The sequence below is a fragment of the Jatrophihabitans sp. genome, assembly GCA_036399055.1.
In the GTDB taxonomy this organism is placed as follows: Bacteria; Actinomycetota; Actinomycetes; order Mycobacteriales; family Jatrophihabitantaceae; genus Jatrophihabitans_A.
This window is the reverse complement of sequence record DASWNX010000033.1, coordinates 164,027-188,428: the sequence shown is the minus strand read 5'-3', so window position 1 is coordinate 188,428 and position 24,402 is coordinate 164,027. Positions and strand designations below refer to the sequence as shown.

Sequence of the window (24,402 nt, the reverse complement as noted above, 5' to 3'; positions counted from 1 at the left end):
ACCGGCGCGCTGATCTCGCCCCGGGCGACCAGGTCGTTGAACGCCAGGCCGGCGCGGTCCCGCTCGCCGTAGCCGAGCCAGCAGATCCGGGCCGGCAGGCCCTGGAAGTGCACCCGTTCCTGCGCCATGGTGATCCATCGGCGCAGCGACTCGTTCTCCGGGAACAGCTCGAGCACGGCCCGGTCGGTGCGGGCGATGTCCTTCGGGTCGCCCGACAGCGCCGCCCACCGGAACGGGCCCTTGCCCTCGGCGAACAGCGGGCGGATGTAGGCCGGGACGAAGCCGGGAAAGGCGAAGGCGCGGGAGTAGCCGGCCAGCTGGGCCTCGCCGCGGATGGAGTTGCCGTAGTCGAAGACCTCGGCGCCGGCGTCGGCGAAGCCCACCATCGCCTCGACGTGGCGGGCCATCGAGGCCCGGGCCCGTCCGGTGAACTCCTCCGGCTTGCGGGCGGCGTACTCCTTCATGTCCTCGAACTCGACCCCGATCGGCAGGTAGGCCAGCGGGTCGTGCGCGGAGGTCTGGTCGGTGACGATATCGATCGGGGCGCCGTTGGCCAGCATTTGCGGCACCAGGGACGCGGCGTTGCCGAGCAGCCCGATCGACAGCGGGCGGCGGGCATCGCGGGCCTCGACCGCAAGGTCCAGCGCGTGCTGCAGGGAATCGGCCTGCACGTCGAGGTACCTGTGCTCGATCCGGCGCGCGATCCGGCTGGGGTCGCACTCGATGCAGATCGCCACCCCGTCGTTCATGGTGACCGCGAGCGGTTGGGCGCCACCCATCCCGCCCAGGCCGGCGGTCAGCGTGATGGTGCCGGCCAGGGTGCCGTTGAACCTCTTCGCCGCGACCGCCGCGAAGGTCTCGTAGGTGCCCTGCAGGATGCCCTGGGTGCCGATGTAGATCCAGGAGCCGGCGGTCATCTGGCCGTACATGGTCAGCCCGAGCTGCTCCAGCCGGCGGAACTCCTCCCAGTTGGCCCAGTCGCCCACCAGGTTGGAGTTGGCGATCAGCACCCGCGGCGCCCACTCGTGGGTCTGCATCACCCCGACCGGGCGGCCAGACTGCACCAGCAGGGTCTCGTCCAGCTTCAGGGTGGTCAGCGTCCGGACGATCGCGTCGTAGCTGGGCCAGTCCCGGGCCGCCTTGCCGGTGCCGCCGTAGACCACCAGGTCCTCGGGGTGCTCGGCCACCTCAGGGTCGAGATTGTTCATCAGCATGCGCAGCGGCGCCTCGGTCTGCCAACCCACTGCTGTCAGTTCCGTGCCGCGAGCCGCTCGGATCACCCGGGAAGTAGAAGTCATGCCAGACATGGTGGCTCGCCGCGCCTGGATTGGCCAGACCGGGGTCGGGGGGTGGCGTCCTCGACCCCCGAGCGGGGTCATCATGGTGGCTACACGCCGGTGACGCCGGCGGCGGCAGTGGTGGCAGCACCACGTGAGAAGGGGACAGGTGGCGATGGCCGGCGATCCGCCAGCGGCAGTGATTCCGGCAACCGGTCAGCAGGCGCAGTCCCAGGCCGGTCCGGAGCCGGTCGCCAGCTCCCCGCTGGACGCCCTCAGCTGGCCGGTGCGAACCGCCCGGCTTCACCTGCGCGCCGCTGTGGCCGACGACGCGGAGGCGGTCTGGGGGTTTTGGCAGCTTGAGGCCGTCACCCGCTGGGTGACCCGTGCCCCCGCCACGTTCGAGGAGCATCGCGCCGTGTTCGTCAGCCCTGCCCGGCTGGCGACGACGCTCATCGTCGAACTCGAGGGCGCGGTCATCGGCGATCTGATGATCAACGTCGAGGACGCCTGGGCGCAGGCCGAGGTCGCCGAGCAGGCGCAGGGGGTGCAGGCCGAGCTGGGCTGGTTCCTGCATCCTGACCACACCGGGCGCGGATATGCCACCGAGGCGGTCCGCGAGCTGATCCGGATCTGCTTCACCGACCTCGCCCTGCGCCGGGTGACGGCCAACTGCTTCGCCGAGAACGAGGCGTCGTGGCGGCTGATGGAGCGGGTCGGCATGCGCCGTGAGCTCTACACCGTCCGCGACTCGCTGCATCGGTCGCGAGGGTGGCTCGACGGCATGGGCTATGCCTTGCTCGCCGACGAGTGGCAGCCCTAGAAGCGAACCAGGCGGGATCCGGCCGGGCAGCGCGCGGCCAGTGCGCGGCTCAGGGCACGTCCACCAGCCCGGCCAGCGCCGGGATCACTCGCTGGGCGAGCTCGATGTCACCGGTCAGGTCCCGGTCGGTGACCACGGGCGACAGCCGCTCGCACACCTCGACGGCACGGGCCTGGCGCGCGGTCAGCGGGGGCTGGCTCATCCGGACCGCTCGCAATGCCGCTACCAGCTCGCAGGCCACCAGCAGCTCATACCGGTCGGCGGCGGCGAGCAGCTGCCGGGCCGCCAGTGAGGCGAAGCTGGCGGTGTCCTCGAAGCCGCGCGAGAGCGTGATGCTCTGGGTCGAGGCCGGCGCGGTGGCCGCCCGCAGGTCTCCCAGCGCGGCGGCGGCCACGTACTCGACCACCATCACCCCCGACGCCCCAGCCGTGCCGTCGCCGAGGAAGGGCGCCAGCCCCGTGTGGTTGGGCTCGCTGACGTAGGTCAGCCGGTTGAGCGCCAGCTGGCCGGACTGCACCGCGGCGATCGCGGCGGTGTCGCAGGCCAGGGCCAGGTACCCGGCGTGGAAGCCGCCGTGGTGGGCCACCGAGCCGTCGGCCAGGATCGAGGGGTTCTCCGAGGGCGCGTTGGCGTAGGCGTCGATCGTCGCGGTCAACTGGGTGAGCGCGTCCAGCAGGATGCCGTGTCCCTGCGGCAGCGCGCGCAGGCCGTACGGGTCCTGGATCCTGGCCGGCTCGGGCGCGCCGACCAGGGTGCGCATCAGCCGGCAGGTCGTCCTGGCGCCAGGCATCGGAGTGGCGCGCTCGACCGGTGCGGCGTAGGCCTCGGCGTTGCCGCCGACCGCGGCGAAGCTCAGCGCGGCCACCACCAGCGCCGCCCGGGCGGTGGCCGTGAAGCACCGGACGGCCAGCGCGGCATCGGAGAGCGCGGCGGCATTGCTGGAGATGAACGGCAGCGCGTCATGCGGTCCGAACACCAGCCGGTCCTGTCGGGGTGAGCGATCCTGCAGCGCCAGCGCCGTGGTGGCCAGCGCTGACAACTCGGCGGTGCCGATGCCGACGAACTCCCGGATGACCGGCAGCGCGTCGGCGTTGATCATGTCGGCCAGCGCGTGGACCACGGCCGGGCGCAGGCCGGCGCCGCCGGCGCAGAGCTGGTTGAGCCGGATCAACAGCATGGCCCGCACCCGGTCGGCCGAGCGGACGCTGCCGGCCGAGGTGGCATGGCTGCGCAGCAGGCCCTGAGCGCCCTCGGTGTCAGGTTCGACATCGACGGCCCGGTTGGCGCCGACCCCGGTGCTCACGCCGTAGATCGGGCGCTGCCGGGCGGCCAGCACCGCCTGCTGGTGTGATCGCAGGACCCGGTCGAGGGCCTGCTCGCTCACTTCGACTCTCAGCGGGCCGGTCGCGGCAGCCCCGATCTGAGCTGTCGTGAGGCGCTGCCCGTCAATCCGGATCGCCAAGGCGCCCCTCCACTGTCGCGGAGGCGGATTCTGTCACACGCAGGCGCCAGGGTTACAGATCAATCCGGCGATGGAACAATGCGCGTTGATGCTCGTTGAGCAGCAACGGCACAGCAGGTGGCGTCCGCTCACTTCGAGGCGTCCGCTCACTTCGAGGCGTCCGGCCTCGACCGGCCTGAAGGTGACTTGCTCTCGTGATCCGATTCGATTCGGTCTCCAAGCACTACCCCGACGGCACCGTGGCCGTCGACTCGCTGGACATGGTGGCCCCGTCCGGCCAGATCACCGTCCTCGTCGGCCCGTCCGGCTGCGGAAAGACGACCTCGCTCCGGATGATCAACCGGATGATCGAGCCGACCTCGGGCAAGGTCTGGCTCGATGACAAGGACACCTCGACCATCGCCACCCACGAGCTGCGCCGCCAGATCGGGTACGTGATCCAGCACGCGGGGCTGTTTCCGCACCGTACGATCCTGGACAACATCGCCACGGTGCCGTTGCTGCTCGGCTGGGACCGCAAGAAGGCGCGAGCGCGCAGCCGCGAGCTGCTGGAGCGGGTCGGGCTGCCGGCCCACTTCGCCGACCGCTATCCCGCTCAGCTCTCCGGCGGCCAGCAGCAGCGCGTCGGAGTGGCCCGGGCGCTGGCCGCCGACCCGCCGGTCATGTTGATGGATGAGCCCTTCAGCGCGGTGGACCCCGTCGCACGCGAGCAATTGCAAGAGGAGTTCCTGCGGCTTCAGAACGAGCTCGGCAAGACCATCGTGTTCGTCACCCATGACATCGATGAGGCGATCAAGCTCGGCGACCAGGTCGCGGTGCTGCGGGTCGGCGGCCGGCTCGCCCAGCTGGCCACCCCGGCGCAGCTGCTGAGCGAACCGGCTGACGCCTTCGTGGCGGCCTTCGTCGGGCGTGACCGGGGTTACCGGGCGCTGGGCTTCACCCCGGCCGGCGAGATCGCCACCCGCGACGAGCCCACCATCGCGATGGGCTCCTCGCTGGCCGGCGCCGAGTCCGCCGACGGCTGGTTGCTGGCCGTGGACCACCTGGGCGCCCCGCAGGGGTGGCTGCGGCTGGCCGATCCTCGTTCGGCGAAGGCAGGCCAGGACGGGGTCATCGTCACCGAGCAGCTGCTGCACCGGGGCGGCACGGTGGCCGGTCAGGGCGGTTCGCTGCGCGCGCTGCTGGACGCCTGCCTGTCCTCGCCCAGCGGGCGTGGCGTGGTGGTGGACGACGCCGGCCGGCTGGCCGGCACCGTGACCGCCGCCGAGGTGCTGGCCCTGATCGAGCAGCGCTCGCCCGCCGGCGCCGCCGGGCAGCCCGCCGGGAGCGGCCAGTGATCGACTATTTCAGGGCGAACTCCGAGGAGATCATCAGCTGGTTCGGCTGGCATGCCCGGCTCTCGGCGCTGCCGCTGCTGATCGGGTTGCTGATCGCCTTGCCGCTGGGCTGGCTGGCCCGCCGTCACCGCTGGCTCTATCCGCCGCTGGTGACCGCCGCCGGCCTGCTCTACACGATCCCGTCGCTGGCGTTGTTCATCCTGTTGCCGGGGGTGCTCCGAACCAGGATCCTCGATCCGGTCAACGTCGTGGTGGCGCTGACGATCTACACGGTGGCGCTGCTGGTCCGGGTGGTGGCCGATGCCCTGGCCGCGGTGCCCGAGGAGGTGCTGCAGGCAGCCACCGCGATGGGCTACCGCAGGACAGGCAGGCTGCTCAGGGTCGAGCTGCCGATCGCCGTGCCGGTGATCGCGGCCGGCCTGCGGGTGGCGGCGGTGTCCAACGTCAGCCTGGTCTCGGTGTCGGCGCTGATCGGCGTTCCAGAGCTCGGCCAGCTGTTCACCAACGGCTTCCAGCTCAGCTACCAGACCCCCATCCTGCTGGGCATCCTGTTGTCGGTGTTGCTGGCACTGATCTTCGACTCGGTGATCGGACTGCTGGCCAGGCTGCTGACGCCCTGGCGGCGGGCGGTGGCGCGATGATCTCCGACGTCTGGAACTGGCTCACCACCTCCTCGCACTGGCACGGCCCCGACGGGATCCCCGTCCACCTCAGAGAGCACCTGCAGTACTCGGTGATCGCGCTGCTGATCGCGGCGGCCATCGCACTGCCGCTCGGCCTGCTGATCGGGCACACCGGCCGCGGCAGCTTCGTGGTGGTGGCGGTGGCCAACTCGTTCCGGGCGCTGCCCACGGTCGGCCTGCTCACCTTCTTCGTCATCCTGATCTCCCCGCACATCCCCAGCACCGGAACGGCGACCTACCTCATTCCCAGTGAGATCGTCCTGGTGCTGTTGGCCATCCCGTCCATGCTGACCAGCACCTACGCGGGGATCAGCGCGGTCGACCCGGCAGTGCGCGACGCTGCCAAGGGCATGGGAATGCGCGGCTCCCAGACGCTCTGGCAGGTGGAAGTGCCCAACGCGCTGCCCCTGATCCTGTCCGGTGTGCGGAGCTCGTTCCTGCAGGTGATCGCCACCGCCACCATCACCGCCTATGTGTCCCTGGGCGGCTTCGGCCGCTACCTTCTCGACGGCCTGGCTCAGCAGGACTACCCGCAGATGGCCTCGGGCGCGGTGCTGGTCGCGCTGCTGGCCATGCTGATCGACCTGGTGCTGGCAGTGATCCAGCGCTACGTCGTCTCCCGCGGCATCACCGGCCGGTACTCCCGCACGCGGGCGCCGGACCCGGCCGGGCAGCAGGCGATGTTGGCCACCGCTCCGATGAGCTGAGCGGTGGCCCAAGCGGCCCCGCATTATGATCACGTCATCGACATAGGGGGCTCACCACAATGACATCGATCCGCGTTCTCGCCGCGACTGCCGTCAGCGCCGGCCTGCTCTTTCTCACAGCCTGTGGCGACAGTTCCGATCCCACCCAGGCCGCTCCCGGCGGAGCGGGCTCGACGGCGGCCACCGACACCATCGTGGTCGGTTCGGCGAACTTCCAGGAGAACGTCGTGCTGGCCAACATCTACGCCGGCGCTCTCAAGGCCAAGGGCGTCAAGGTCAGCACCAAGCTCAACATCGGCAGTCGCGAGGCCTATCTGCCGGCTCTCAAGGACGGCTCGATCGACCTGATCCCGGAGTACTCCGGCGTTCTGCTGCAGTACTTCGACAAGAGCGCCACCGCGGTCAGCAGTGACGACGTCTACGCCGCGCTGCAGAAGGCCACGCCGCAGCCGTTGACCGTCCTGAAGCAGTCAGCCGCCGAGGACAAGGACGCGATCGTGGTCACCAAGGAGACCGCGGCCAAGTACAACCTTAAGTCGATCGCCGACCTGAGCGCGGTGGCGGGCAACCTCACCCTCGGCGCCCCGCCGGAGTTCCAGACCCGGACCGATGGAATCCCCGGGCTGCAAAAGGTCTACGGGGTGAAGTTCAAGACCTTCAAGAAGCTGGACCCGGGTGGTCCGCTCACCCAGAACGCTTTGAAGAACGGCCAGATCGACGCCGGTGACATCTTCACCACCGACCCGCTGATCGCCAAGAACGGCTGGGTCGTGCTGGAGGACCCCAAGGACCTCTACACCGCCCAGAACGTGGTGCCGCTGATCAACGCCCAGAAGGCCTCGGACAATGTCAAGGCGGCTCTGGACGCGGTCTCGGCCAAGCTCACCACCGAGGACCTGATCAAGATGAACGAGCAGGTGTCGCTGGAGAAGCAGAACGCCGAGGAAGTCGCCCAGAAATGGCTGTCCGACGCCGGACTGCTGGCCTAGAACCGCCCTGACCCCGAGGCCCGCATGACCGACCAGCCCTCCTTCGACCGGATGTGGGATGAGCTCACCCCGATCGGACGGTCGGCAGCCACCGGCGGTTATCAGCGGTTCGCCTGGACCCGCGTCGACCACGACCTGCGGGAGTGGTTCGCCGGCCAGGCGGCCGGCCGAGGCCTGTCGCTGACGCTGGACCGGGCCGGCAACCAGTGGGCCTGGTGGGGTGAGCCCTCGGCTGGACTGCGCGGCCTGGCGATCGGCAGCCACCTCGACTCGGTGCCCGACGGCGGCGCCTTCGACGGGCCGCTGGGAGTGGTGTCGGCGTTCGCGGCGGTGGACGCCTTACGGCGACAGGGCTTTGCCCCCCGGCGGCCGATCGGCATCGTCAACTTCGGTGACGAGGAGGGCGCCCGGTTCGGCATCGCCTGCGCCGGGTCGAGGTTGATCACCGGCGCGCTGCCCGCTGACCGCGCCCGGGCGCTGACCGACGCCGAGGGGACTCCGATGGCCGAGGCGATGCGGGCCTCGGGCCTGGACCCCGACAGCGTCGGCGCCGACCCCGAGACCCTCGGCCGGCTCGAGTGCTTCGTGGAACTGCATGTCGAGCAGGGCCGCGGCCTGGTGGACCTGGGACAGCCCGTCGCGGTGGGCTCGCAGATCTGGCCGCACGGCCGCTGGCGGATCGAGCTGCCGGGTGAGGCCAACCACGCCGGCACCACCCGGCTGGCTGACCGCCGGGACCCGATGCTGGCCTACGCCAGGCTGATCCTGGCCGCCCGGGAGGCGGCCGAGCGACGCGGCTCGGTGGCCACCATGGGCAAGGTGAGCGTTTTTCCCAACGGCGTGAACGCGATTCCGTCCCGGGTCACCGCCTGGCTGGACGCCCGGGGCCCCGACGCCGAGCAGGTGCTGGCCGTGGTGGCCGAGCTGCAGGCACTGGCCGGCGACGCCGGTGGCAGCCTGCTGCGGGAGTCCTGGACCGAGGCCACCCGCTTTGAGGCCGCGCTGAGCGACCGGATCAGCGCTGTGCTGCCCGACGCCCCGGCGCTGGGCACCGGAGCCGGGCACGACGCGGGCATCCTGGCCAACGCGGGCATCCCCACCGCCATGCTGTTCGTGCGCAATCCCAGCGGCGTCTCGCATTCACCGGCCGAGCACGCCGAGCTCGCCGACTGCCACGCCGGAGTCCGAGCGCTGACCTCGGTGGTGGCCGAGCTGGCCGGATGAGCAGTTACTGGGCGCCCTACGGCTGGTTGCCCGGCGGCGTCGCTGAGCAGGTCCGGCTGGTCGCCGAGGCCGGCCGCTGGGTGCGGGTCGAGGCCGGCGTCGCGCCGGCCGGTCAGGACGTCCGGCTGCCCGGCCTGGTGCTGCCCGGCTTCGCCAACACCCACTCCCATGCCTTTCACCGGGCCTTGCGGGGCCGCACCCACGGCGACGGCGGCACCTTCTGGACCTGGCGGGACCGGATGTACGCACTGGCCCGGCGGCTGGAGCCGGAGTCGTATCACCTGCTGGCCAGAGCGGTTTACGCCGAGATGGCGCTGGCCGGGATCAGCGCCGTGGGCGAGTTCCACTACCTGCACCACCAGCGCGACGGCAGCCGTTATCCCGATCCCAACGCCTTCGGCCACGCGCTGCTGCAGGCGGCGGCCGAGGCCGGCATCCGGATTACCCTGCTGGACACCTGCTACCTCAGCGGCGGTCTCGGCCCGGCCGGTCACCTCGAACTCGACGAGGTGCAGCGCCGGTTCAGTGACGGCTCGGCGACCGGCTGGCGGCAGCGGGTGGCGCTGCTGGCCCGGGCCGAGACCGACCGCGCCCGGGTCGGCGCGGCGATCCACTCGGTACGGGCGGTGCCGGCCGGCCAGCTCGCCGACGTCGTCACCGCCTCGGCCGGACGGCCGCTGCACGCCCACGTCTCCGAGCAACCGGCTGAGAACGAGGCCACCCAGGCCCATTACGGCTGCAGTCCCAGCCAGCTGCTGGCCGCGCACGGCTTCGGCGGCCCGCTGCACACCGCGGTGCACGCCACCCACCTGAGCGCTGAGGACATCGCGCTGCACGGCCGCGCCGGGACCAACATCAGCTTCTGCCCGACCACCGAGCGGGACCTGGCCGACGGCATCGGGCCGGCGCCGGAGCTGGCGGCGGCAGGCGCCCGTCTCACCTTGGGCAGCGACCAGAATGCCTGCGTGGACCTGCTTGAGGAGGCGCGCGCGCTGGAGCTCGACGCCCGCCTGGCCAGCCTGCGCCGAGGCCGGTTCACCCCTGCCGAGCTGGTCGAGGCGATGACCGGGCACGCCAGCCTCGGCTGGTCGGACGCGGGACGGCTGGCGCCCGGCCAGCGGGCCGACCTGGTGGCGCTGCGGCTGGACACCGTCCGGACCGCCGGCGCGCTACCGGAGCAGGTGACGCTGGTCGCCGGCGCGGCCGACGTCGACACGGTGCTCGTCGATGGGCGGCTGGTGGTCTCCGGTGGCCGGCACGTCCTGGGCGACGTGGCCGGCCTGCTGGCCGAGGCCATCGCCCCGCTCTGGCGCTGACCCGTCAGCCATTGTGCGGCCTGAGTCCGCGGTTTCCACCGTGAAACCGCGGATTCAGGCCGCACAAAGCAGCAGAGGCAGCCCTAGTCCTCAGGCCAGCCGGGTGGGCCCCAGCCGCAGGGCGGCCGGGGCGGAGTCCGGCACGACCGGGCTCACGGGGGGCACCGGGTCCAGGCGGCGGTAGGGCTGCCCCAGCGCCGGCCGAGGATCGGGCTCGCCCTTGTTGGGCCACAGCGCCGTCGCCCGCTCCGCCAGCGCGGTGATCGACAAGGACGGGTTGACGCCGAGGTTGGCCGACAGCGCCGAGCCGTCCACCACGTGCAGCCCGCCATAGCCGTAGAGCCGGTGGTACGGATCGATCACCCCGGTCTCGGCGGAGTCCCCGATCGGGCAGCCGCCGATGAAATGCGCGGTCATGGGCACGTTGAACAGATCGCCATAGGTCCCGCCCGGTGTGCCGCCGATGTTGTCGGCAAGCTGGCGGGCGGCCTGGTTGGCCACCGGGATCCAGCTCGGATTGGGCTCACCGCCGCCCTGGACCGAGGTCAGCCTCCTCCGTCCGAGCCGGGTCTTCCTGCTCAGCACGGTGATCGAGTTGTCCAGGGACTGCATCACCAGCAGGATGATGGTCCGCTCGGACCAACGCCTGAGCACCACGGTCCGCAGGACCGCCCGGGGATCGCGGGCTGCCACCCGAAGCCATTGCCCGATGCGGTTGCCGGGGCTGCCGCCGTCGGTGAGGACGGTGCTCAGCAGGCCCATCGCGTTGCTGCCCCTGCCGTAGCGGACCGGCTCGATATGGGTGTGCGGGTCGGGATGCCAGGAGGAGGTGATGGCCACTCCGCGGGTGTAGTCGGCATGGCGGTCCCCGGACACGCCGAGCAGGGCCTCGGAGTTGGTCCGGGTGAGCTGGCCCAGCCGCGCCGAGACGCGGGGCAGCGTGCTGGCCCGCAAGCCGTGCAGCAGCTTCTGGGTGTTGTACGCGCCGGCGGAGAACACCACCTGATCGGCGGTGTGCACCCGGCTGTCGCGCCGGGGCCGCCAGCTGCCGGTGCGGACCACCGTGACCTGGTAGCCGCCACCGGGCATCTGCCGGACCCCGGTGACGGTGGTCAGCGGGTGCACGGTGGCGCCGGCCCGCTCGGCCAGGGCCAGGTAGTTCATGGTGAGGGTGTTCTTCGCCCCGTGCCGGCATCCGGTCATGCACTCACCGCACTCGATGCAACCGGTGCGCTCGGGCCCGGCGCCGCCGAAGAACGGATCAGGCACCCGCACGCCGGGCTCCTTGCGCCCGTCCCGGCCGAAGAACACCCCGACCGGAGTCAGCCTGAAGGTGTCGCCGGCGCCGAACTGGTCGGCCAGCCGCTTCATCTGCACGTCCGAGGGCGTCATGCTGGGGTTGGTCACCACCCCGAGCATCTTCTTGGCCTGGGCGTAGAACGGCGCCAGCTCCGAGCGCCAGTCGGTGATGTGAGCCCACTGCGGGTCGGAGAAGAACGGCTCGGGGGGCTCGTACAGGGTGTTGGCGTAGTTCAGCGAGCCGCCGCCGACCCCGGCGCCGGCCAGGATCACGACATTCTTGAGCAGGTGGATCCGCTGGATGCCGGTTAGTCCCAACCTCGGCGCCCAGACGAAGTTCGCCAGATCCCAGGACGTCGTGGGCAGCGTGCCCTCGTCGAAGCGGCGGCCGGCCTCGACGACGCCGACCCGGTAACCCTTCTCGGTGAGCCGCAGGGCTGTCACGCTGCCGCCGAAGCCGGAGCCGATCACCAGCACGTCGTAGTCGTTCTGCGCTGCCAACGGGGTCTCCTTCGCGAAGCTAACTGGGTGGGGGAGCCATGCCCGCCCACGCGAGCGAACCGGGCTCGCTGGACGGCCACCTCGGACAGTGCCTAGTGACCCCTTCTGCTGTCTATAGAGCTCTTGTCTACAGGCACCACCGTGTCCAGGGGCGCCACCGCATCCCAGCTGAGGGTCAATTCACCGAGCCGGTGCCGGGCGGGGGTGCTCAGCACCGGCCACTCCGCGGCCACGCTGTCAGCCATCGCCTGCCAGCGCTGCCGGGGCCCGAAGACGGCCAGCGGAGCGTGCCGGTCCCAGGCGGCGTCCATCGCGCGCAACAGCCGATGGATCGGCTCGCCGGTGACGTTGCGGTGGATGAGCGCCTTGACCAGCCGGTCCGCCACGTCCGAGGGGCGCTGCAGGTCGGCCAGCCGACAGCTCAAGGTCAGGCTCAGCGGACCCTGAGCGTCCAGCAGCACCCAGCTGGCCCGCCTGCCCAGCTCGTCGCTGGTGCCTTCGATGACAACGCCGCCGGGCGCCAGCTGGCTGCGCATTCGCCGCCAGGCCTCGGGCACCGCTGAGGGCGGGTACTGCCGCAGCACGTTGGCCGCCCGGACGATCACCGGATGCCGCCCTGCCAGCTCGAAACCACCCAGGCCGAAGCTCAGCCCGGGCCCGCTCGCCGGCTGGGCGGCAGCCACCCGCTCGGGGTCGATCTCCAGGCCGAGCACCTCGACGTCGGGCCGGTGCGGGCGCAACCTGCCCAGCAGCTCGACGGCGGTGACCGGGCTCTGGCCGTAGCCGAGGTCTATCACCAGCGGCACCGCGGCCCGCCGCAGCGGGTCGGCGAGCTGAAAGGCCATCCAGTTGTCCATCCGGCGTAACCGGTTGGGGTTGGTGGTGCCCCGAGTCGGCAGTCCGAGCGCCCTGGCCCGGCCGGCTGCCAGCCGTGGCTGCTTGGTCACGGTGGAGATCCTTCCCGATGCCGGCCCGCGGCGCGTCCCGGGACGACACGTGAAGACCCGATCGTCACGTGAAGACCCTGAGCGGAGGTGAGCCAGGCAGGTTCGGCGGCTTGACTTGGATGCAGACGCCTCCAGGGAATTGTACTTTTTGAACTATCCGATACCGTGCTTATACGAGCCGGCGACCGGCTAACGTATGAAGCCACATCGGACACCACGAATTGCGAGGAACGGGTTGGCCAGCGAACGCGTCACCTTCGCTGATGTCCTCCGAATTCGCGAGTTTCGGGTCCTGTGGATAGCTGACGCGCAATCGGCGGTCGGCGATCAGATCGCCCGGGTGGCGCTGTCGGTGCTGGTGTTCCAGCAAACCGCCTCGGCCCTGCTCACCGCGCTCACCTACGCGCTGACCTTCCTGCCCGCGATGCTCGGCGGCGTGCTGCTGTCCGGGCTCGCCGACCGGTTGCCGCGCCGTCAGGTGCTGGTGGGCTGCGATGTCATCCGCGCGGTCCTGATGGGGGGCATGGCGATCCCCGGCGTGCCGATCTGGCTGCTGTGCGTCCTGCTGGTGGCGGCGGTGCTGACCGAGGCCCCGTTCATGGCCGCGGAGTCCTCGCTGATGCCGATCATCCTCGAGGGTGAGTACTACATAGTGGGCACCGGCCTGCGCACCATCACCAACCAGGTGGCTCAACTGGCCGGCTTCGCCGGCGGCGGCCTGGTCATCGCGCTGATCGGCGCCCGGGCGGGCCTGGCACTTGACGCCCTCACCTTCGCGCTGTCCGCGGTGTTGATCATGTTCTCGATCAAGGCCCGGCCGGCGGCCGTCGCCGGCTCCATGGGCGACGACAGCGTCGGCCCGAATTTCCTGAGCGGAGTGTCTTCAGGCCTGCGGCTGATCTTCCACGACCCGAAGCTCCGCACCCTGCTCGGGCTGGCCTGGTTGGCGGGGCTGTATGTGGTGCCAGAGGGGGTGGCCGCCCCCTATGCCCACGACCTCGACCAGGGCCCAATCGCCACCGGCCTGCTGATGGCCGCGATGCCGGCCGGCACCGCGATCGGCACCTACGTGTGGGTCCGCTTCGTGCCCAGCGGCATCCGGTCCAGATGGATGGGCCCGATGGCTGTCGGGGTCGGGGTTCCCCTCGCATTGTGCGTCCTGCACCCGAACCTGGCCTTCTCGCTGATCCTGTGGACGGTGGCCGGGATGTTCTTCGGCTACCAGGTGCAGGTGATCACCGAATTCGTTCAGTCGGTGCCCGACCAGCAGCGCGGGCAGGCGATCGGGATCGCGTCCTCCGGTCTGCTCGCGGTGCAGGGCTGCGGCATCCTGCTCGGCGGCATCGTCGCCAGTGTGTGGAGCGTCAACGGCGCGGTGGCGAGCGCCGGCCTGCTCGGCGCGGCGCTCGCGGTGGTGCTGTCGTGGGCCTGGCATCGATCCAGCTCCACAACCTCGCATCAGGAGTCGGCAGCGCCGCTGACGCTGCCCATCCCCCTCGAACGGGTCGCCGAGGGCCGAGTGGCTGAGGACCAGGTCGCAGACCCGCCTACCGATGACCGGGTCGTCGAAGACCGATCCACCGCCTGAGCAGCGCAGCGGTCCAGGGCCAGCGCCCGTCGGTGAGCGTGTCACCTCCTTGAGTTCGTCGGGTTGGCGTCCTGTGGTTTAGGGCCAGCGCCAGTTGTCGAGCATTGCTGTGCCTCCTCACGTCGTGATCGGTGTGCAAAGGCCTGCCGTCTAGGGCCAGCGCCAGTTGTCGAGCATCTGTCAAACCTCCCTCTGGACGCGTCTTCGCCCCGATAAGTATGTTATGAGGGCGTACTGGTGCTTTCCTACTTATGGGTGGTTACGCAGATGACAACCCGTCCTCGATCCACTAACTTCTGAGGCAAGACAACCGGGTGGGGAAGTATGTTCCGAACAGCACGCGGCGCACCGATTCCGCCACTGGCGAGGTTCCGCTCGTGGGACCTCTGGGCCACCCCGCGGGCGATGTTGGCTTTCGTGCTGACTATCGACGCACTGATCTTCATAGTGGCTTTGTGTCTGATTATCAACACTCAACCCGTTGTGTCAGATGTCGCGCGGCTCGCGATCCTGCTCGGTCTGTGGGTCCTCTTTGAAGAGACCTCTCACCGGATCGCTCGATTACGCATCAGGTTAGCCGCCTACGGCCACGTCGACATGACCTCGGTCTGGACGTTCGCCGCTGCCCTGATCCTGCCGCCGGCGCTGACGGTGCTGTTGTGCGCGGTCGTGCTCGGCTATGCCTGGTTACGTCACGAGCGGCATAGTGGCATGCGGGCTTACCGTCAGGTGTTCGGCGCGGCGGTGGTGATCGCCTCCTGCTTGACCGCTCGCCTGGTCCTGAACCTCTTCCCCGCCGGGTTCGACGGCGCCGGCCAGGCCTTCCAGGCGGTGATGGCTGTCGGCGTGGCCATGCTGGCCTACGCGGCCGTGAACTTCGTCGTCCTGTTCGTGGCCATCTACCTGGCAGTCCGGCCCGTCAAGTTCAGCGAATTGCTGGAAAACCGGCAGGACGTGACGCTGGAGTTCGCCACCCTCTGCCTCGGCGGGCTGACTGCCCTGGCGCTGGCCACCCAGCCGCTGCTGAGCGTGCTGGTGGTGCCGCCGCTGTTCGTCCTGCAACGCAGCGTGCTCACCAAGCAACTCGAGATCGCCGCAACGACCGACTCCAAGACCGGGCTGCTCAACGCCGCGACCTGGCAGCACATGGCTCAACGCGAGCTGGCCCGCGCGCATCGTGAGCACGAGGCAGCGGCGTTGCTCATCATCGACATGGACAACTTCAAGCTGGTGAACGACACCCACGGCCACCTGGCGGGCGACTACGTGCTCAGGGCGGTGGCCGACTGCCTGGTGCAGGAGTTGCGGCAGTACGACGCGGTGGGCAGGTTCGGCGGCGAGGAATTCGTGGCGATGCTGCCCGGGGTGGACGAGCTGGCCGCGGTCGGGATCTCCGAGCGGATCCGCCAGCAGGTCCAGCTGCTCGAAGTGGCCACCGCGGCGCAGGGCCAGCCGCCCCTGACCGGCTTGTCGGCCTCGATCGGGATCAGTTGCTACCCCCAGCACGGCGTCGAGCTGGAGGACCTGCTGCACTCGGCGGACTCCGCGCTGTACGCGGCCAAGCGCGCCGGGCGCAACCGAGTCATGGTGTGCGCTCATTCCGTGTGACGATGGGGCGCGCAAGGCATACGTTCGGTAGCCCCTCTGGAACTCTGTGTGCCGAACGGGTATGACCATCGCCCATCTTGTGCTCAAATGGGCACCGGGTGTATCCGGTGGTCGGCCTGACGGTTACCGTGTCACCGAAGGCGAGGTTGATCCCGAACGTGCAAAAAGTCATGGCTGCTTCTCGGGTGACGTTCCTCGACGTGCTCCGGGTTCCAGAATTCCGAGTGCTCTGGCTCGCCGACGCGCAGTCGATGGCCGGCGACCAGCTGGCTCGGGTGGCGCTGTCGATGCTGGTCTTCGAACGCACCTCCTCCGCGCTGCTGACCGCGCTCGCCTACGCCCTCACCTTTCTGCCCGCCCTGATCGGCGGCGCGTTGCTGTCGGGACTGGCCGATCGGATGCCCCGACGACGGGTGATGATCGCCGCGGACCTGATCCGCGCCGTCCTGATCGGCTTGATGGCGCTCCCAGGCGTGCCGCTGTGGACGGTCTGCACCCTGCTGGTGTTCGCGGTGCTCGCAGGATCGCCGTTCAGCGCTGCCGAATCAGCTCTGATACCTGAGATCCTGTCCGGCGAGGCCTACGTGGTCGGGACCGGGCTGCGCACCATCACCAACCAGTTGGCGCAGTTGACCGGGTTCGCCTTCGGCGGGGTGACGGTGGCGGTGATCGGCGCCCACGCCAGCCTGGGCATCAACGCGCTGACTTTCGGGCTCTCCGCGCTGTTCATCACCCTCGGCGTCCGGCCCCGTCCGGCGCCGGACGGCGGGCTCAGCGCCGAGCTCGGCTACCTCGCCTCGATCACGATGGGCGCCAAGCTGGTCCTCAAGGACCCGAAGCTGCGGACGCTGCTCGGATTGTCCTGGTTGCTCGGGCTGTACGTGGTGCCCGAGGGCGTCGCGCCGCCCTATGCCCACTCGCTCGGCGCCGGCCCCGTCGGCGTCGGCCTGTTGATGGCTTCGGGTCCCGCGGGCACCGCGCTGGGCACCTACCTGTTCCTGCGCTTCGTTCCCAGCGCGTCCAGGCCGACGTGGATGTGCGGCCTCGCGATCGCCTGCGGACTGCCCCTGGTGGTGTGCTGGCTGCGCCCGGGCATCGTGGTGTCGATCGCGCTCTGGGCGGTCAGTGGCGCGGCGACCGCTTACCAGGTGCAGGTGGTCACCGAATACGTCCGCGCCATTCCCGACAGCCAGCGAGCGCAAGCCATCGGAGTCGCGGCGTCTGGGCTGCTGGCTGCCCAGGGGATCGGGATCCTGCTGGGCGGGATAGTGGCGAGCCGGTTCGGGGCCGCCTCGGCGGTGGGCCTGGCCGGCGCGGTGGGGACGGGGCTCGCGGTGTGGTTCACCGTGCTGTGGGCCAGAAATGGCTCAGCACAAGTAGTCGAGCAACGCCGGTAGGAGCCGGCGCGGCGTGTTACCAGCCGTGGTTGTTCATGGGGAACCTTTTCCGTTCGTGGGTTCGGACGGGCGCGAAGTGTGCTGCGGGCTACCAGCCGTGGTTGTTCACGGGGGCCTTTCCTTCGGGTTCGGACGGGGGATGCGAAGTGCGGGTGGGTCTACCAACCGTGGTTGTTCACGGGGGCCCTCTCGTTCGTGGGTTCGGACGGAGCGCGTAGTGCGGGTGGATCTACCAGCCGTGGTTGTTCACGGGGGGCCTTTCGGTCGTGGGTTCGGACGGAGCGAGAGGTTTGCCGCGGGCTACCAGCCGTGGTTGTTCACGTGGGCCTGCTTCCCTTCTCGATCGGCGGGGTGGAAGCCCGCAAAAGTTTTCTTGGTTGAAAGGTATTTTTTTTCCCTGCGCCTGCTCTACTCACCGTGCTTGTTCTAATCATCCTCCTTGCCCGTTCTGCGTTCAATGTATAGTCAGTGTTGGTATGGCCGTGTCAAATCTGTGCAAAGCTATGTCCGTCGAGTCTCAACTCAGTTGCCAGCCTGGCTAATATGCGCTATAGGCGGCGCAGTCGTCACTGATCTTACGTAGGTCAGTTGCTCTCTGTCACCCCACTTGAGAATTTCTGAGCACGGTGACACACCGCTACGAAGCCGTTACTGTGAAGGCTCGTAGCACTGCAAGGGGTCTGGAGCGCAGCGGGATGACAGTGGCACCGCCACCCGAGACGAGAAGGCGCAGGTTTGCGCCGCGTTCCTGGGAGCTGTGGTCACTGCCCAAGGACCTTGCTCGGTACCTGTTGCTGGCCGAGGTCGCAGCCGTTCTGTGGACGGTCACCGCCTTGCTCACCGAGACGGTGACCCGTTCGGACCTGATCCGGTTCGGGGTGCTGGCCGCTTTGTTCGCCGCGTTCCAGCAGATCTCGCCGCGCATCGAGCGGATGCGTATCCGGATGGCTGACAGCCACCAGATCGACATGACCTCGGTCTGGACGTTCGCCGGAGTGATCGCGTTGCCGTCGGGGTTGTCGGCGCTATTGGCGCTGTTGATCGCGGTGGCCATGACGGTGCTGCGACTGCGCGCCGGCATCCATCCCTACCGTCAGATGTTCACCGCCGCCACCGTCATGCTGGCCTGCCTCACCGGCTCGGCCATTGTGAACGTGACCTCGACACATCTGGCCCACCTGTCCGGAGGCCTCGGCGGCGCGGGGATAGTGCTGCTGTCGTTGGTGGCCTACACCGCCGTCAACACGACGATGATCGCCGGCGCCATCTTCTTGGCCGCTCGGCCGCTTCCGGTCCGCGCGCTGTTCGGCACCGCCGAAGAGAACGGGCTCGAGGTCGCGACCCTGTGCCTTGGCGGCATGACCGGCCTGACGCTGGTGTTCACGCCGTGGCTGTCCTTCCTCAGCATCGTCCCCCTGGTCGTGTTGCAGCGTGGCGCGTTGATCAAGCAACTCGAGGTGGCTGCCACCACCGACCCCAAGACGGGCTTGCTCAACGCGGTGGCCTGGCGCCAGATCGCGCAGAAGGAGATCGCCCGCGCGGCCCGCGACCGGCACACCGTCGCGCTGATGATCATCGATATGGACCGGTTCAAGGCCGTGAACGACACCCACGGGCATCTGGTCGGCGACGCCGTCCTGATCGCGGTCGCCGAGCGGCTGACCGCTGAGCTGCGCCAGTACGACAGCATCGGCCGGTTCGGAGGCGAGGAGTTCGTCGCGATCCTCCCCGAGGTGGACATGGCCACCGCCAGGGCCGTGAGCTATCGGATCCTGGCCCGGATCCGTGAGCTGGAAGTGTTCAGCCCGGACGCGCCCCTGGTGCCGCTCGGTGGCTTCTCGGCCTCGATCGGAGTGGCGCTGTACCCCGACAACGGCGCCGACGTCGAGAGCTTGCTGCACGTGGCCGACAGCGCGCTGTACGCGGCCAAGAGCGCCGGCCGCGACCGGGTGGAGTGCGTCGGCCTGGCCAACTAGCGCCTGGTCAGCGCCGCCGGTCGAGTTTGTGCGGGGCGGCCTGGGCCAGTGGCTTCACCACCGCTAAGTCGATGTTCACGTGGGCCGGCCGGGTGGCCACGAAGGTGATGACGTCGGCCACGTCCTCGGCCGTCAGCGGCTCGGCGACCCCCTCGTAGACCGCGGCGGCCCGGGTGGCGTCGCCACGAAAACGGACCAGCGAGAACTCCTCGGTGGCGACCAGCCCCGGCGCCACCTCAGACACCCGGACGGGGCGGCCGTTGAGCTCCAGGCGCAGCGTCTCCATCATCGCCCGGGCGGCGTACTTGGCTGCTGAGTAGCCGCCACCACCCTCATAGACGGAGTAGCCGGCGATCGAGCCGGTGAGCACGATATGACCGCCGCGGCCGGCTTCCAGCGCCGGCAGCAGGGCCTGCGTCAGCCGCATCGCCCCCAGCACGTTGGTCTCGAACATCCTCAGCCAGTCCGCCGGGTCGGCTTCGGCGACCGGTTCGAGCCCGATCGCCCCGCCGGCGTTGTTGACCAGTAGTGCCAGGCCCTCGGGCTCGGCGTTCACCCGGTCCGCCAACTCGGCGACCGAGTCGGGCGAGGTGACGTCCAGGGTGACCGCGGTGATCGCCGGGCTGGCCGCGGCCACCTCGGCGAGCCGGTCCACCCGGCGGGCGCAGGCCCACACGGTGAAGCCGGCCGAGGCGAGTCGGCGGGCGGTCGCGGCCCCGATCCCACTGGACGCCCCGGTCACCACGGCCAGTCCTGGCGAGTTCTCCATCACTGCATTCTCACCGATTCGCGCCGATGCGGCATGATCGGGGGCGGTTCGGCGTTGTGGCAGGGACAGCGGGCCAAGCAGCGGACCAGGGGGCGATGTGCGACAGGGCGTGCTACGCGATATCTCATCGCGGCCAACCAGGCACGGCGCACTGCCGAAGAGAGTGGCCACCCTCAGCGTGCACACCTCGCCGCTGGAGCAGCCCGGTGGCGGCGACGCCGGCGGCATGAACGTCTACGTGCTGGAGACGGCGCGCAGGCTGGCCGACTCCGGCGTGGCGGTCGAGATCTTCACCCGGGCCACCTCCTCCGGGCTGCCCCGGGTGGTCGAGGTCGAACCGGGGGTGACCGTCCGGCATGTGACAGCCGGCCCCTTCGAAGGCCTGTCGAAGCAGGACCTGCCCGGCCAGCTGTGCGCCTTCACCGCGGCGGTGCTGCGAGCCGAGGCCCAGCACGAGCCCGGTTGGTATGACGTGGTGCACTCGCACTACTGGCTGTCCGGACAGGTCGGGTGGCTGGCGCGGGAACGGTGGGGCGTCCCCCTGGTGCACACCGCTCACACCCTGGCCCGGACCAAGAACGAGCACTTAGCCGCCGGTGACGCCCCGGAGCCGCTGGCCCGGATCGTCGGTGAGCAGCAGGTGATCGCCGAGGCTGACCGGTTGATCGCCAACACCGACGACGAGGCCAGGCAACTGGTCGAGTGGTACGACGCCGATCCCGCCAAGATCGTGACGGTGCCGCCGGGCGTGGACCTGGACAACTTCCGTCCCGGCTCGGCCGGCGTGGCCCGCGGCCGGCTCGGTATACCGGCCGATGCCCTGGTGTTGCTGTTCGTCGGGCGGCTGCAGCCGCTGAAAGCGCCGGACGTGCTGCTTCGGGCGGCCGCTCAGCTGGTCGCCGGCGATCCGGAGCTGGCACGGCGGCTGCAGGTGGTCATCGTGGGGGCGCCGAGTGGCTCCGGCGTGAATGACCCGCTGGCCCTGCCCCGGCTGGCGGCCGAGTTGGGAATCGCTGACCGGGTCCGTTTCGAGCCGCCGGCCTCCCGGTCGGCGCTGGCCGACTTCTACACCGCGGCGGACCTGACCGTGGTGCCCAGTCACAACGAGTCCTTCGGCCTGGTTGCCTTGGAGTCCCAGGCCTGCGGAGTGCCGGTGGTCGCCGCGGCGGTGGGTGGCCTGCGGACCGCGGTGCTCGATGACCGGACCGGCGCCCTGGTGGGCAGCCACCGCACCGAGGACTGGGCCGGCGCGCTGGGCTCGCTGCTGCTGGCGCCGCGGCGACGGGCCGCTTTCGGTGCGGCGGCGCGGCTTCATGCCGAGCAGTTCTCCTGGCGCCACACCGCAGACGGCCTGTTGGTCGCCTACCGGGACGCGGTGGCCGACTTCGGCGCGCTGGCGTTGACAGGCTCGGCCGCGCGGTGACCGCTGACCGGCCAGCCGGTCCGGACGAGCAGGCCGAAGCCGCCGCTGTGATCAGGCAGACGCTGACCGAGGCCGAGGTGGAGTTCCAAGAGCCCCAGCCCGGAGCCTTCGTCGCCAACCTCCCCGGCCAGAAGCGGCTCAAGACCGCCTGCTGGCTGGTCGTCGGCGGGCAGGGGCTGGCGGTCGAGGCGTTCGTGGTGCGCAAGCCGGAGGAGAACCACGAGCAGGTCCACGGCTGGCTGCTGTCGCACAACGCCCGGATGTTCGGGGTGTACTGGTCGATCGATGACTGCGGTGACATCTACCTGACCGGTCGCTGGCCGCTGACCGCGGTGAACCCGCAGTCGCTGGACCGGCTGCTCGGGGTGGTGCTCGACTACGCCGACTCGGCGTTCAACACGCTGCTGGAACTCGGCTTCGGCTCGTCGATCAAACGTGAGTGGGCTTGGCGCGAGAGCCGGGGCGAGTCGATGGCCAACCTCGCCGCCTTCGAGAGCTTCGTCAAGCGCGCTCGCTGAGCGGGTGCGTCGACCCGGCGCTCGCTGAGCGGCTCGCGGCGACCTGGCAGGATTGGCCGCATGACTGCCGCCACCACGACGCTAGTGCTGCTTCGCCACGGCGAGAGCGACTGGAACCGCAAGAACCTGTTCACCGGCTGGGTCGACGTTGACCTGACCGCGAAGGGCGAGGACGAGGCCCGGCGCGGGGGCCAGTTGCTGCGCGAGCACGGCCTGGCGCCGCAGGTGGTGCACACGTCCCTGCTGCGCCGGGCGATCCGCACCGCCCAGCTCTCGCTGGACGCCGCCGACCGGCACTGGATCCCGGTGCGGCGCAGCTGGCGGCTCAACGAGCGCCACTACGGCGCGCTGCAGGGCAAGGACAAGGCCGCCGTGCGCGCCGAGTTCGGCGACGAGCAGTTCATGCTGTGGCGCCGCTCCTATGACGTGCCGCCGCCACCGCTGGCCGAGGACGACCAGTTCAGCCAGGTGGGCGATGACCGCTATGCCGATTTGCTGACCACCGTGCCGCGCACCGAGTGCCTGGCCGATGTGGTGGACCGGATGCTGCCGTACTTCTACGACGCCATCGTGCCCGACCTGCGCAACGGCGCCGTGCTGATCGCCGCGCACGGCAACTCGCTACGCGCGATGATCAAGCACCTGGACGGCCTCAGCGACGAGGCCGTCGTGTCGCTGAACGTCCCCACCGGAATTCCGCTGCGCTACGAGCTCGACGCCACGACCATGCTGCCGGTGCGGCCGGCGGAGTACCTGGACCCCGAAGCCGCCGAGGCGGCCATCCAAGGGGTAGCTAACCAGGGCAAGTAGCCGCCTGCCGGGTTTTTCGGCGGGACTGCCCTGTCTCGGCGGGCCGGCCCCGGTCTCGGCGGGTGGCTCAGCGCTCGACGGCGGCTCAATCCCGGCGGGTCAGGCCGGAGTCCGTCGCGGGCTCGGAATGCCGGCTGCCCCCGCCGAACCGGCGCCACTGCGCATCGTCGGGAGGCGGGCTCTCGAACAGCGTCCCCTCTCCGCAGCCGAGCGCCGTCTCGATCGCGCGCGCGGTCGCGGGCGAGCATCGGGTTCGGCGTCCGGTGACCAGGTGGTTGACCGTGGCGTGCCCGAGGCCGGCTACCCGCGCGAGCTGCCGCTCGGACATGCCGGTCGCCTCCAGGCAGATGATCAACGCGTCGCGGCTTCGGAGCTGCATGAGGGAGTCACCTCCGGCAACGGTGAGGTCGCGTGTGCGCAGTGCCCGACGAGCGCGCCAGGCAGGCGGCGGTGGAGTGAGCCCGAAAGCCACTCCACCGCCTTCCCCCTGTCCCCCGACAGGACCCGCTGCGGTACCCAGCCGCAGCGGGGAGCACGGCGAGCCTTGCGGCCGGTGACCCTGGGACGGGCAGATCGAGGGCCGGGCCGGCCTTGTGGTAGACCCGACCCGAGTGCGCTCGGAAGGTCAGGAGCCGCCGGCGGCAGCGAGGCATGGCCAGACTGTCTATCAGTGATTGACTTGGAGGGCGCGAAAAGGACCCGGGTGGGAACGTCGAGCGCCTCCGCGATGCGGTCGGCCAGAGCACTGGTGCAGGTGTTGCGTCGGCCCGACAGCAGGTGCGAGACGAAGCTCTTGGAGCATTGGGCCGCAGCCGCCAACCCGCCGAGGGAGAGGTTTTGCTGGTGCATCAGAGCCCTCAGCGTCTCGGCACTTCTCAACCTCATCCAGCGTCTCCCTCAGGGGCTCAACTTCCACGTGTGCACGACAAATCGTCGCCTGACAGCTAGTGATCTGTCAAGTATTGATTGACAACGGCGTGGCGTTGGTAGACACTCATGATCACATTCACGGACGTGTAGTTCCGAGAACCGGGACATGGGATGGTTCGCCTACCTCTACCTTTGGTAGACGCCAAGCCGCCGTTCGGCCACCGCAGTCCTGCGGTAGCCGCTCACCACCGAGAGGGGTCGATAGCGCAGTGGTTGACCCAGCCTCCGGACATGTGACCATCGAAGAGCTCGTGCGGCAGAAGCTCGCCACCGGTTTGACGCTGCGCCAGCTCGAGCAGCGCTCTGGCGGTTCGGTGCCTTATCAGACGTTCGGCAAGATCAGTAAGGGCGAGGTGCGGGGTTGGCCGAAGTCGCGCGAGGTCATCGAGGGCACGGCGAGCGCTTTGGGTGTGGACGCTCGTGAGGTGGTGTTGAGCTATGCCACCCAGTTTCAGATCGACGTCTCAGAGGACCGGTCGTTGCTGGCCTCGATGCTGCCGGCCTCGACCGGGACGCTCACGATCGAGCAGGCGCAGGCCGTAGCAGAACTGATCAAGGCGTTCACGACGCCTGCTGCCACGACGCCTGCTGCCACGACGCCTGCTGCGGCGTCACCGGTGGATGTCTCGGTGTTGACCACCGTCGAGCGGCGGCACGCCACCGACCTCCTCCTTGAGATGGGGGACCGAAGGAGGGCAGCCAGCGGAGAGGGGCTTTCCGCTTTCGCGGCGGTTCTGTCGTCTCTTGAAAGAGCACTGGCCGGTGTCGTCCAAGGACCGGACAGTCAAGCATCGGAAGGCAGCTAGCCGCGGGAGGTT

The 24,402-nt window shown here is 69.8% G+C and carries 21 protein-coding genes; 15 read left to right on the top strand and 6 right to left on the bottom strand.

What is annotated here, in order from left to right:
- On the bottom strand, positions 1-1,298 hold a 1,298-nt coding region (gene hutU / locus VGB75_15610; GenBank protein HEY0168469.1), incomplete at its 3' end, for a urocanate hydratase.
- 133 nt (positions 1,299-1,431) lie between these two features.
- On the opposite strand from hutU, the gene VGB75_15605 reads away from it, so the two are divergent.
- Positions 1,432-2,100, top strand: a complete 669-nt coding sequence (locus tag VGB75_15605; protein HEY0168468.1) for a GNAT family N-acetyltransferase — start codon at positions 1,432-1,434, stop codon at positions 2,098-2,100.
- A 49-nt stretch (positions 2,101-2,149) separates the two neighbouring features.
- Here the strand turns inward: VGB75_15605 and VGB75_15600 are convergent, their stop codons facing one another.
- Positions 2,150-3,562 carry an aromatic amino acid ammonia-lyase gene (locus VGB75_15600; GenBank protein HEY0168467.1) on the bottom strand — a complete coding sequence of 471 codons (1,413 nt, stop codon included), beginning with the start codon at positions 3,560-3,562 and terminating at the stop codon, positions 2,150-2,152.
- Positions 3,563-3,756: 194 nt separating this feature from the next.
- Here VGB75_15600 and VGB75_15595 point away from each other — a divergent pair, with 194 nt between their 5' ends.
- From VGB75_15595 to VGB75_15570, 6 genes are read left to right on the top strand one after another with little or no spacing between them, the layout of a single operon-like run.
- Positions 3,757-4,899, top strand: coding sequence for an ABC transporter ATP-binding protein (locus VGB75_15595; GenBank protein HEY0168466.1), 1,143 nt, complete (start codon positions 3,757-3,759; stop codon positions 4,897-4,899).
- Positions 4,896-5,540, top strand: coding sequence for an ABC transporter permease subunit (locus tag VGB75_15590; protein HEY0168465.1), 645 nt, complete (start codon positions 4,896-4,898; stop codon positions 5,538-5,540). The genes VGB75_15595 and VGB75_15590 overlap by 4 nt, the downstream gene beginning before the upstream one ends.
- On the top strand, positions 5,537-6,289 hold the full coding sequence (locus VGB75_15585; protein HEY0168464.1) for an ABC transporter permease: 753 nt from the start codon (positions 5,537-5,539) through the stop codon (positions 6,287-6,289). Before VGB75_15590 ends, VGB75_15585 begins: the two co-directional genes overlap by 4 nt.
- A 59-nt stretch (positions 6,290-6,348) precedes the next feature.
- Positions 6,349-7,278 carry an ABC transporter substrate-binding protein gene (locus VGB75_15580; protein ID HEY0168463.1) on the top strand — a complete coding sequence of 310 codons (930 nt, stop codon included), beginning with the start codon at positions 6,349-6,351 and terminating at the stop codon, positions 7,276-7,278.
- Positions 7,279-7,302: 24 nt separating this feature from the next.
- Positions 7,303-8,502: an allantoate amidohydrolase gene (locus VGB75_15575; GenBank protein ID HEY0168462.1), complete on the top strand. Its 1,200-nt coding sequence runs from the start codon at positions 7,303-7,305 to the stop codon at positions 8,500-8,502.
- Positions 8,499-9,818: a formimidoylglutamate deiminase gene (locus VGB75_15570; GenBank protein ID HEY0168461.1), complete on the top strand. Its 1,320-nt coding sequence runs from the start codon at positions 8,499-8,501 to the stop codon at positions 9,816-9,818. The genes VGB75_15575 and VGB75_15570 overlap by 4 nt, the downstream gene beginning before the upstream one ends.
- 90 nt (positions 9,819-9,908) lie before the next feature.
- On the opposite strand, the gene VGB75_15565 is transcribed toward VGB75_15570, so the two are convergent.
- Positions 9,909-11,618 carry a GMC family oxidoreductase gene (locus VGB75_15565; GenBank protein ID HEY0168460.1) on the bottom strand — a complete coding sequence of 570 codons (1,710 nt, stop codon included), beginning with the start codon at positions 11,616-11,618 and terminating at the stop codon, positions 9,909-9,911.
- Positions 11,619-11,710: 92 nt separating this feature from the next.
- Complete coding sequence (locus VGB75_15560; GenBank protein ID HEY0168459.1) at positions 11,711-12,565, bottom strand: class I SAM-dependent methyltransferase; 855 nt, start codon at positions 12,563-12,565, stop codon at positions 11,711-11,713.
- Between the two features lie 235 nt (positions 12,566-12,800).
- Between VGB75_15560 and VGB75_15555 the strand changes: the two genes are divergently transcribed.
- The 4 genes from VGB75_15555 (at position 12,801) to VGB75_15540 (ending at position 19,134) form a co-directional block, all read left to right on the top strand.
- Positions 12,801-14,153, top strand: a complete 1,353-nt coding sequence (locus VGB75_15555; GenBank protein HEY0168458.1) for an MFS transporter — start codon at positions 12,801-12,803, stop codon at positions 14,151-14,153.
- 483 nt (positions 14,154-14,636) lie between these two features.
- The gene (locus VGB75_15550) at positions 14,637-15,761 is read left to right on the top strand and encodes a GGDEF domain-containing protein (GenBank protein ID HEY0168457.1); all 1,125 of its coding nucleotides are present in this window, start codon (positions 14,637-14,639) and stop codon (positions 15,759-15,761) included.
- Positions 15,762-15,931: 170 nt separating this feature from the next.
- Positions 15,932-17,158 carry an MFS transporter gene (locus VGB75_15545; GenBank protein ID HEY0168456.1) on the top strand — a complete coding sequence of 409 codons (1,227 nt, stop codon included), beginning with the start codon at positions 15,932-15,934 and terminating at the stop codon, positions 17,156-17,158.
- Between the two features lie 695 nt (positions 17,159-17,853).
- Positions 17,854-19,134, top strand: a complete 1,281-nt coding sequence (locus tag VGB75_15540) for a GGDEF domain-containing protein (protein ID HEY0168455.1) — start codon at positions 17,854-17,856, stop codon at positions 19,132-19,134.
- A 7-nt stretch (positions 19,135-19,141) separates the two neighbouring features.
- On the opposite strand, the gene VGB75_15535 is transcribed toward VGB75_15540, so the two are convergent.
- Positions 19,142-19,903: an SDR family NAD(P)-dependent oxidoreductase gene (locus VGB75_15535; protein HEY0168454.1), complete on the bottom strand. Its 762-nt coding sequence runs from the start codon at positions 19,901-19,903 to the stop codon at positions 19,142-19,144.
- A 163-nt stretch (positions 19,904-20,066) separates the two neighbouring features.
- Between VGB75_15535 and mshA the strand changes: the two genes are divergently transcribed.
- From mshA to VGB75_15520, 3 genes are read left to right on the top strand one after another with little or no spacing between them, the layout of a single operon-like run.
- On the top strand, positions 20,067-21,326 hold the full coding sequence (gene mshA, locus VGB75_15530) for a D-inositol-3-phosphate glycosyltransferase (protein HEY0168453.1): 1,260 nt from the start codon (positions 20,067-20,069) through the stop codon (positions 21,324-21,326).
- Positions 21,323-21,844, top strand: coding sequence for a YbjN domain-containing protein (locus VGB75_15525; GenBank protein HEY0168452.1), 522 nt, complete (start codon positions 21,323-21,325; stop codon positions 21,842-21,844). Before mshA ends, VGB75_15525 begins: the two co-directional genes overlap by 4 nt.
- A 60-nt stretch (positions 21,845-21,904) precedes the next feature.
- Positions 21,905-22,654 (top strand): phosphoglyceromutase, encoded by a 750-nt coding sequence (locus VGB75_15520; GenBank protein ID HEY0168451.1) that lies wholly within the window; start codon positions 21,905-21,907, stop codon positions 22,652-22,654.
- 85 nt (positions 22,655-22,739) lie between these two features.
- On the opposite strand, the gene VGB75_15515 is transcribed toward VGB75_15520, so the two are convergent.
- Positions 22,740-23,033 carry a helix-turn-helix transcriptional regulator gene (locus VGB75_15515; GenBank protein HEY0168450.1) on the bottom strand — a complete coding sequence of 98 codons (294 nt, stop codon included), beginning with the start codon at positions 23,031-23,033 and terminating at the stop codon, positions 22,740-22,742.
- 784 nt (positions 23,034-23,817) lie between these two features.
- Here VGB75_15515 and VGB75_15510 point away from each other — a divergent pair.
- Positions 23,818-24,390 carry a hypothetical protein gene (locus VGB75_15510; GenBank protein HEY0168449.1) on the top strand — a complete coding sequence of 191 codons (573 nt, stop codon included), beginning with the start codon at positions 23,818-23,820 and terminating at the stop codon, positions 24,388-24,390.
- Positions 24,391-24,402 lie beyond the last annotated feature (12 nt).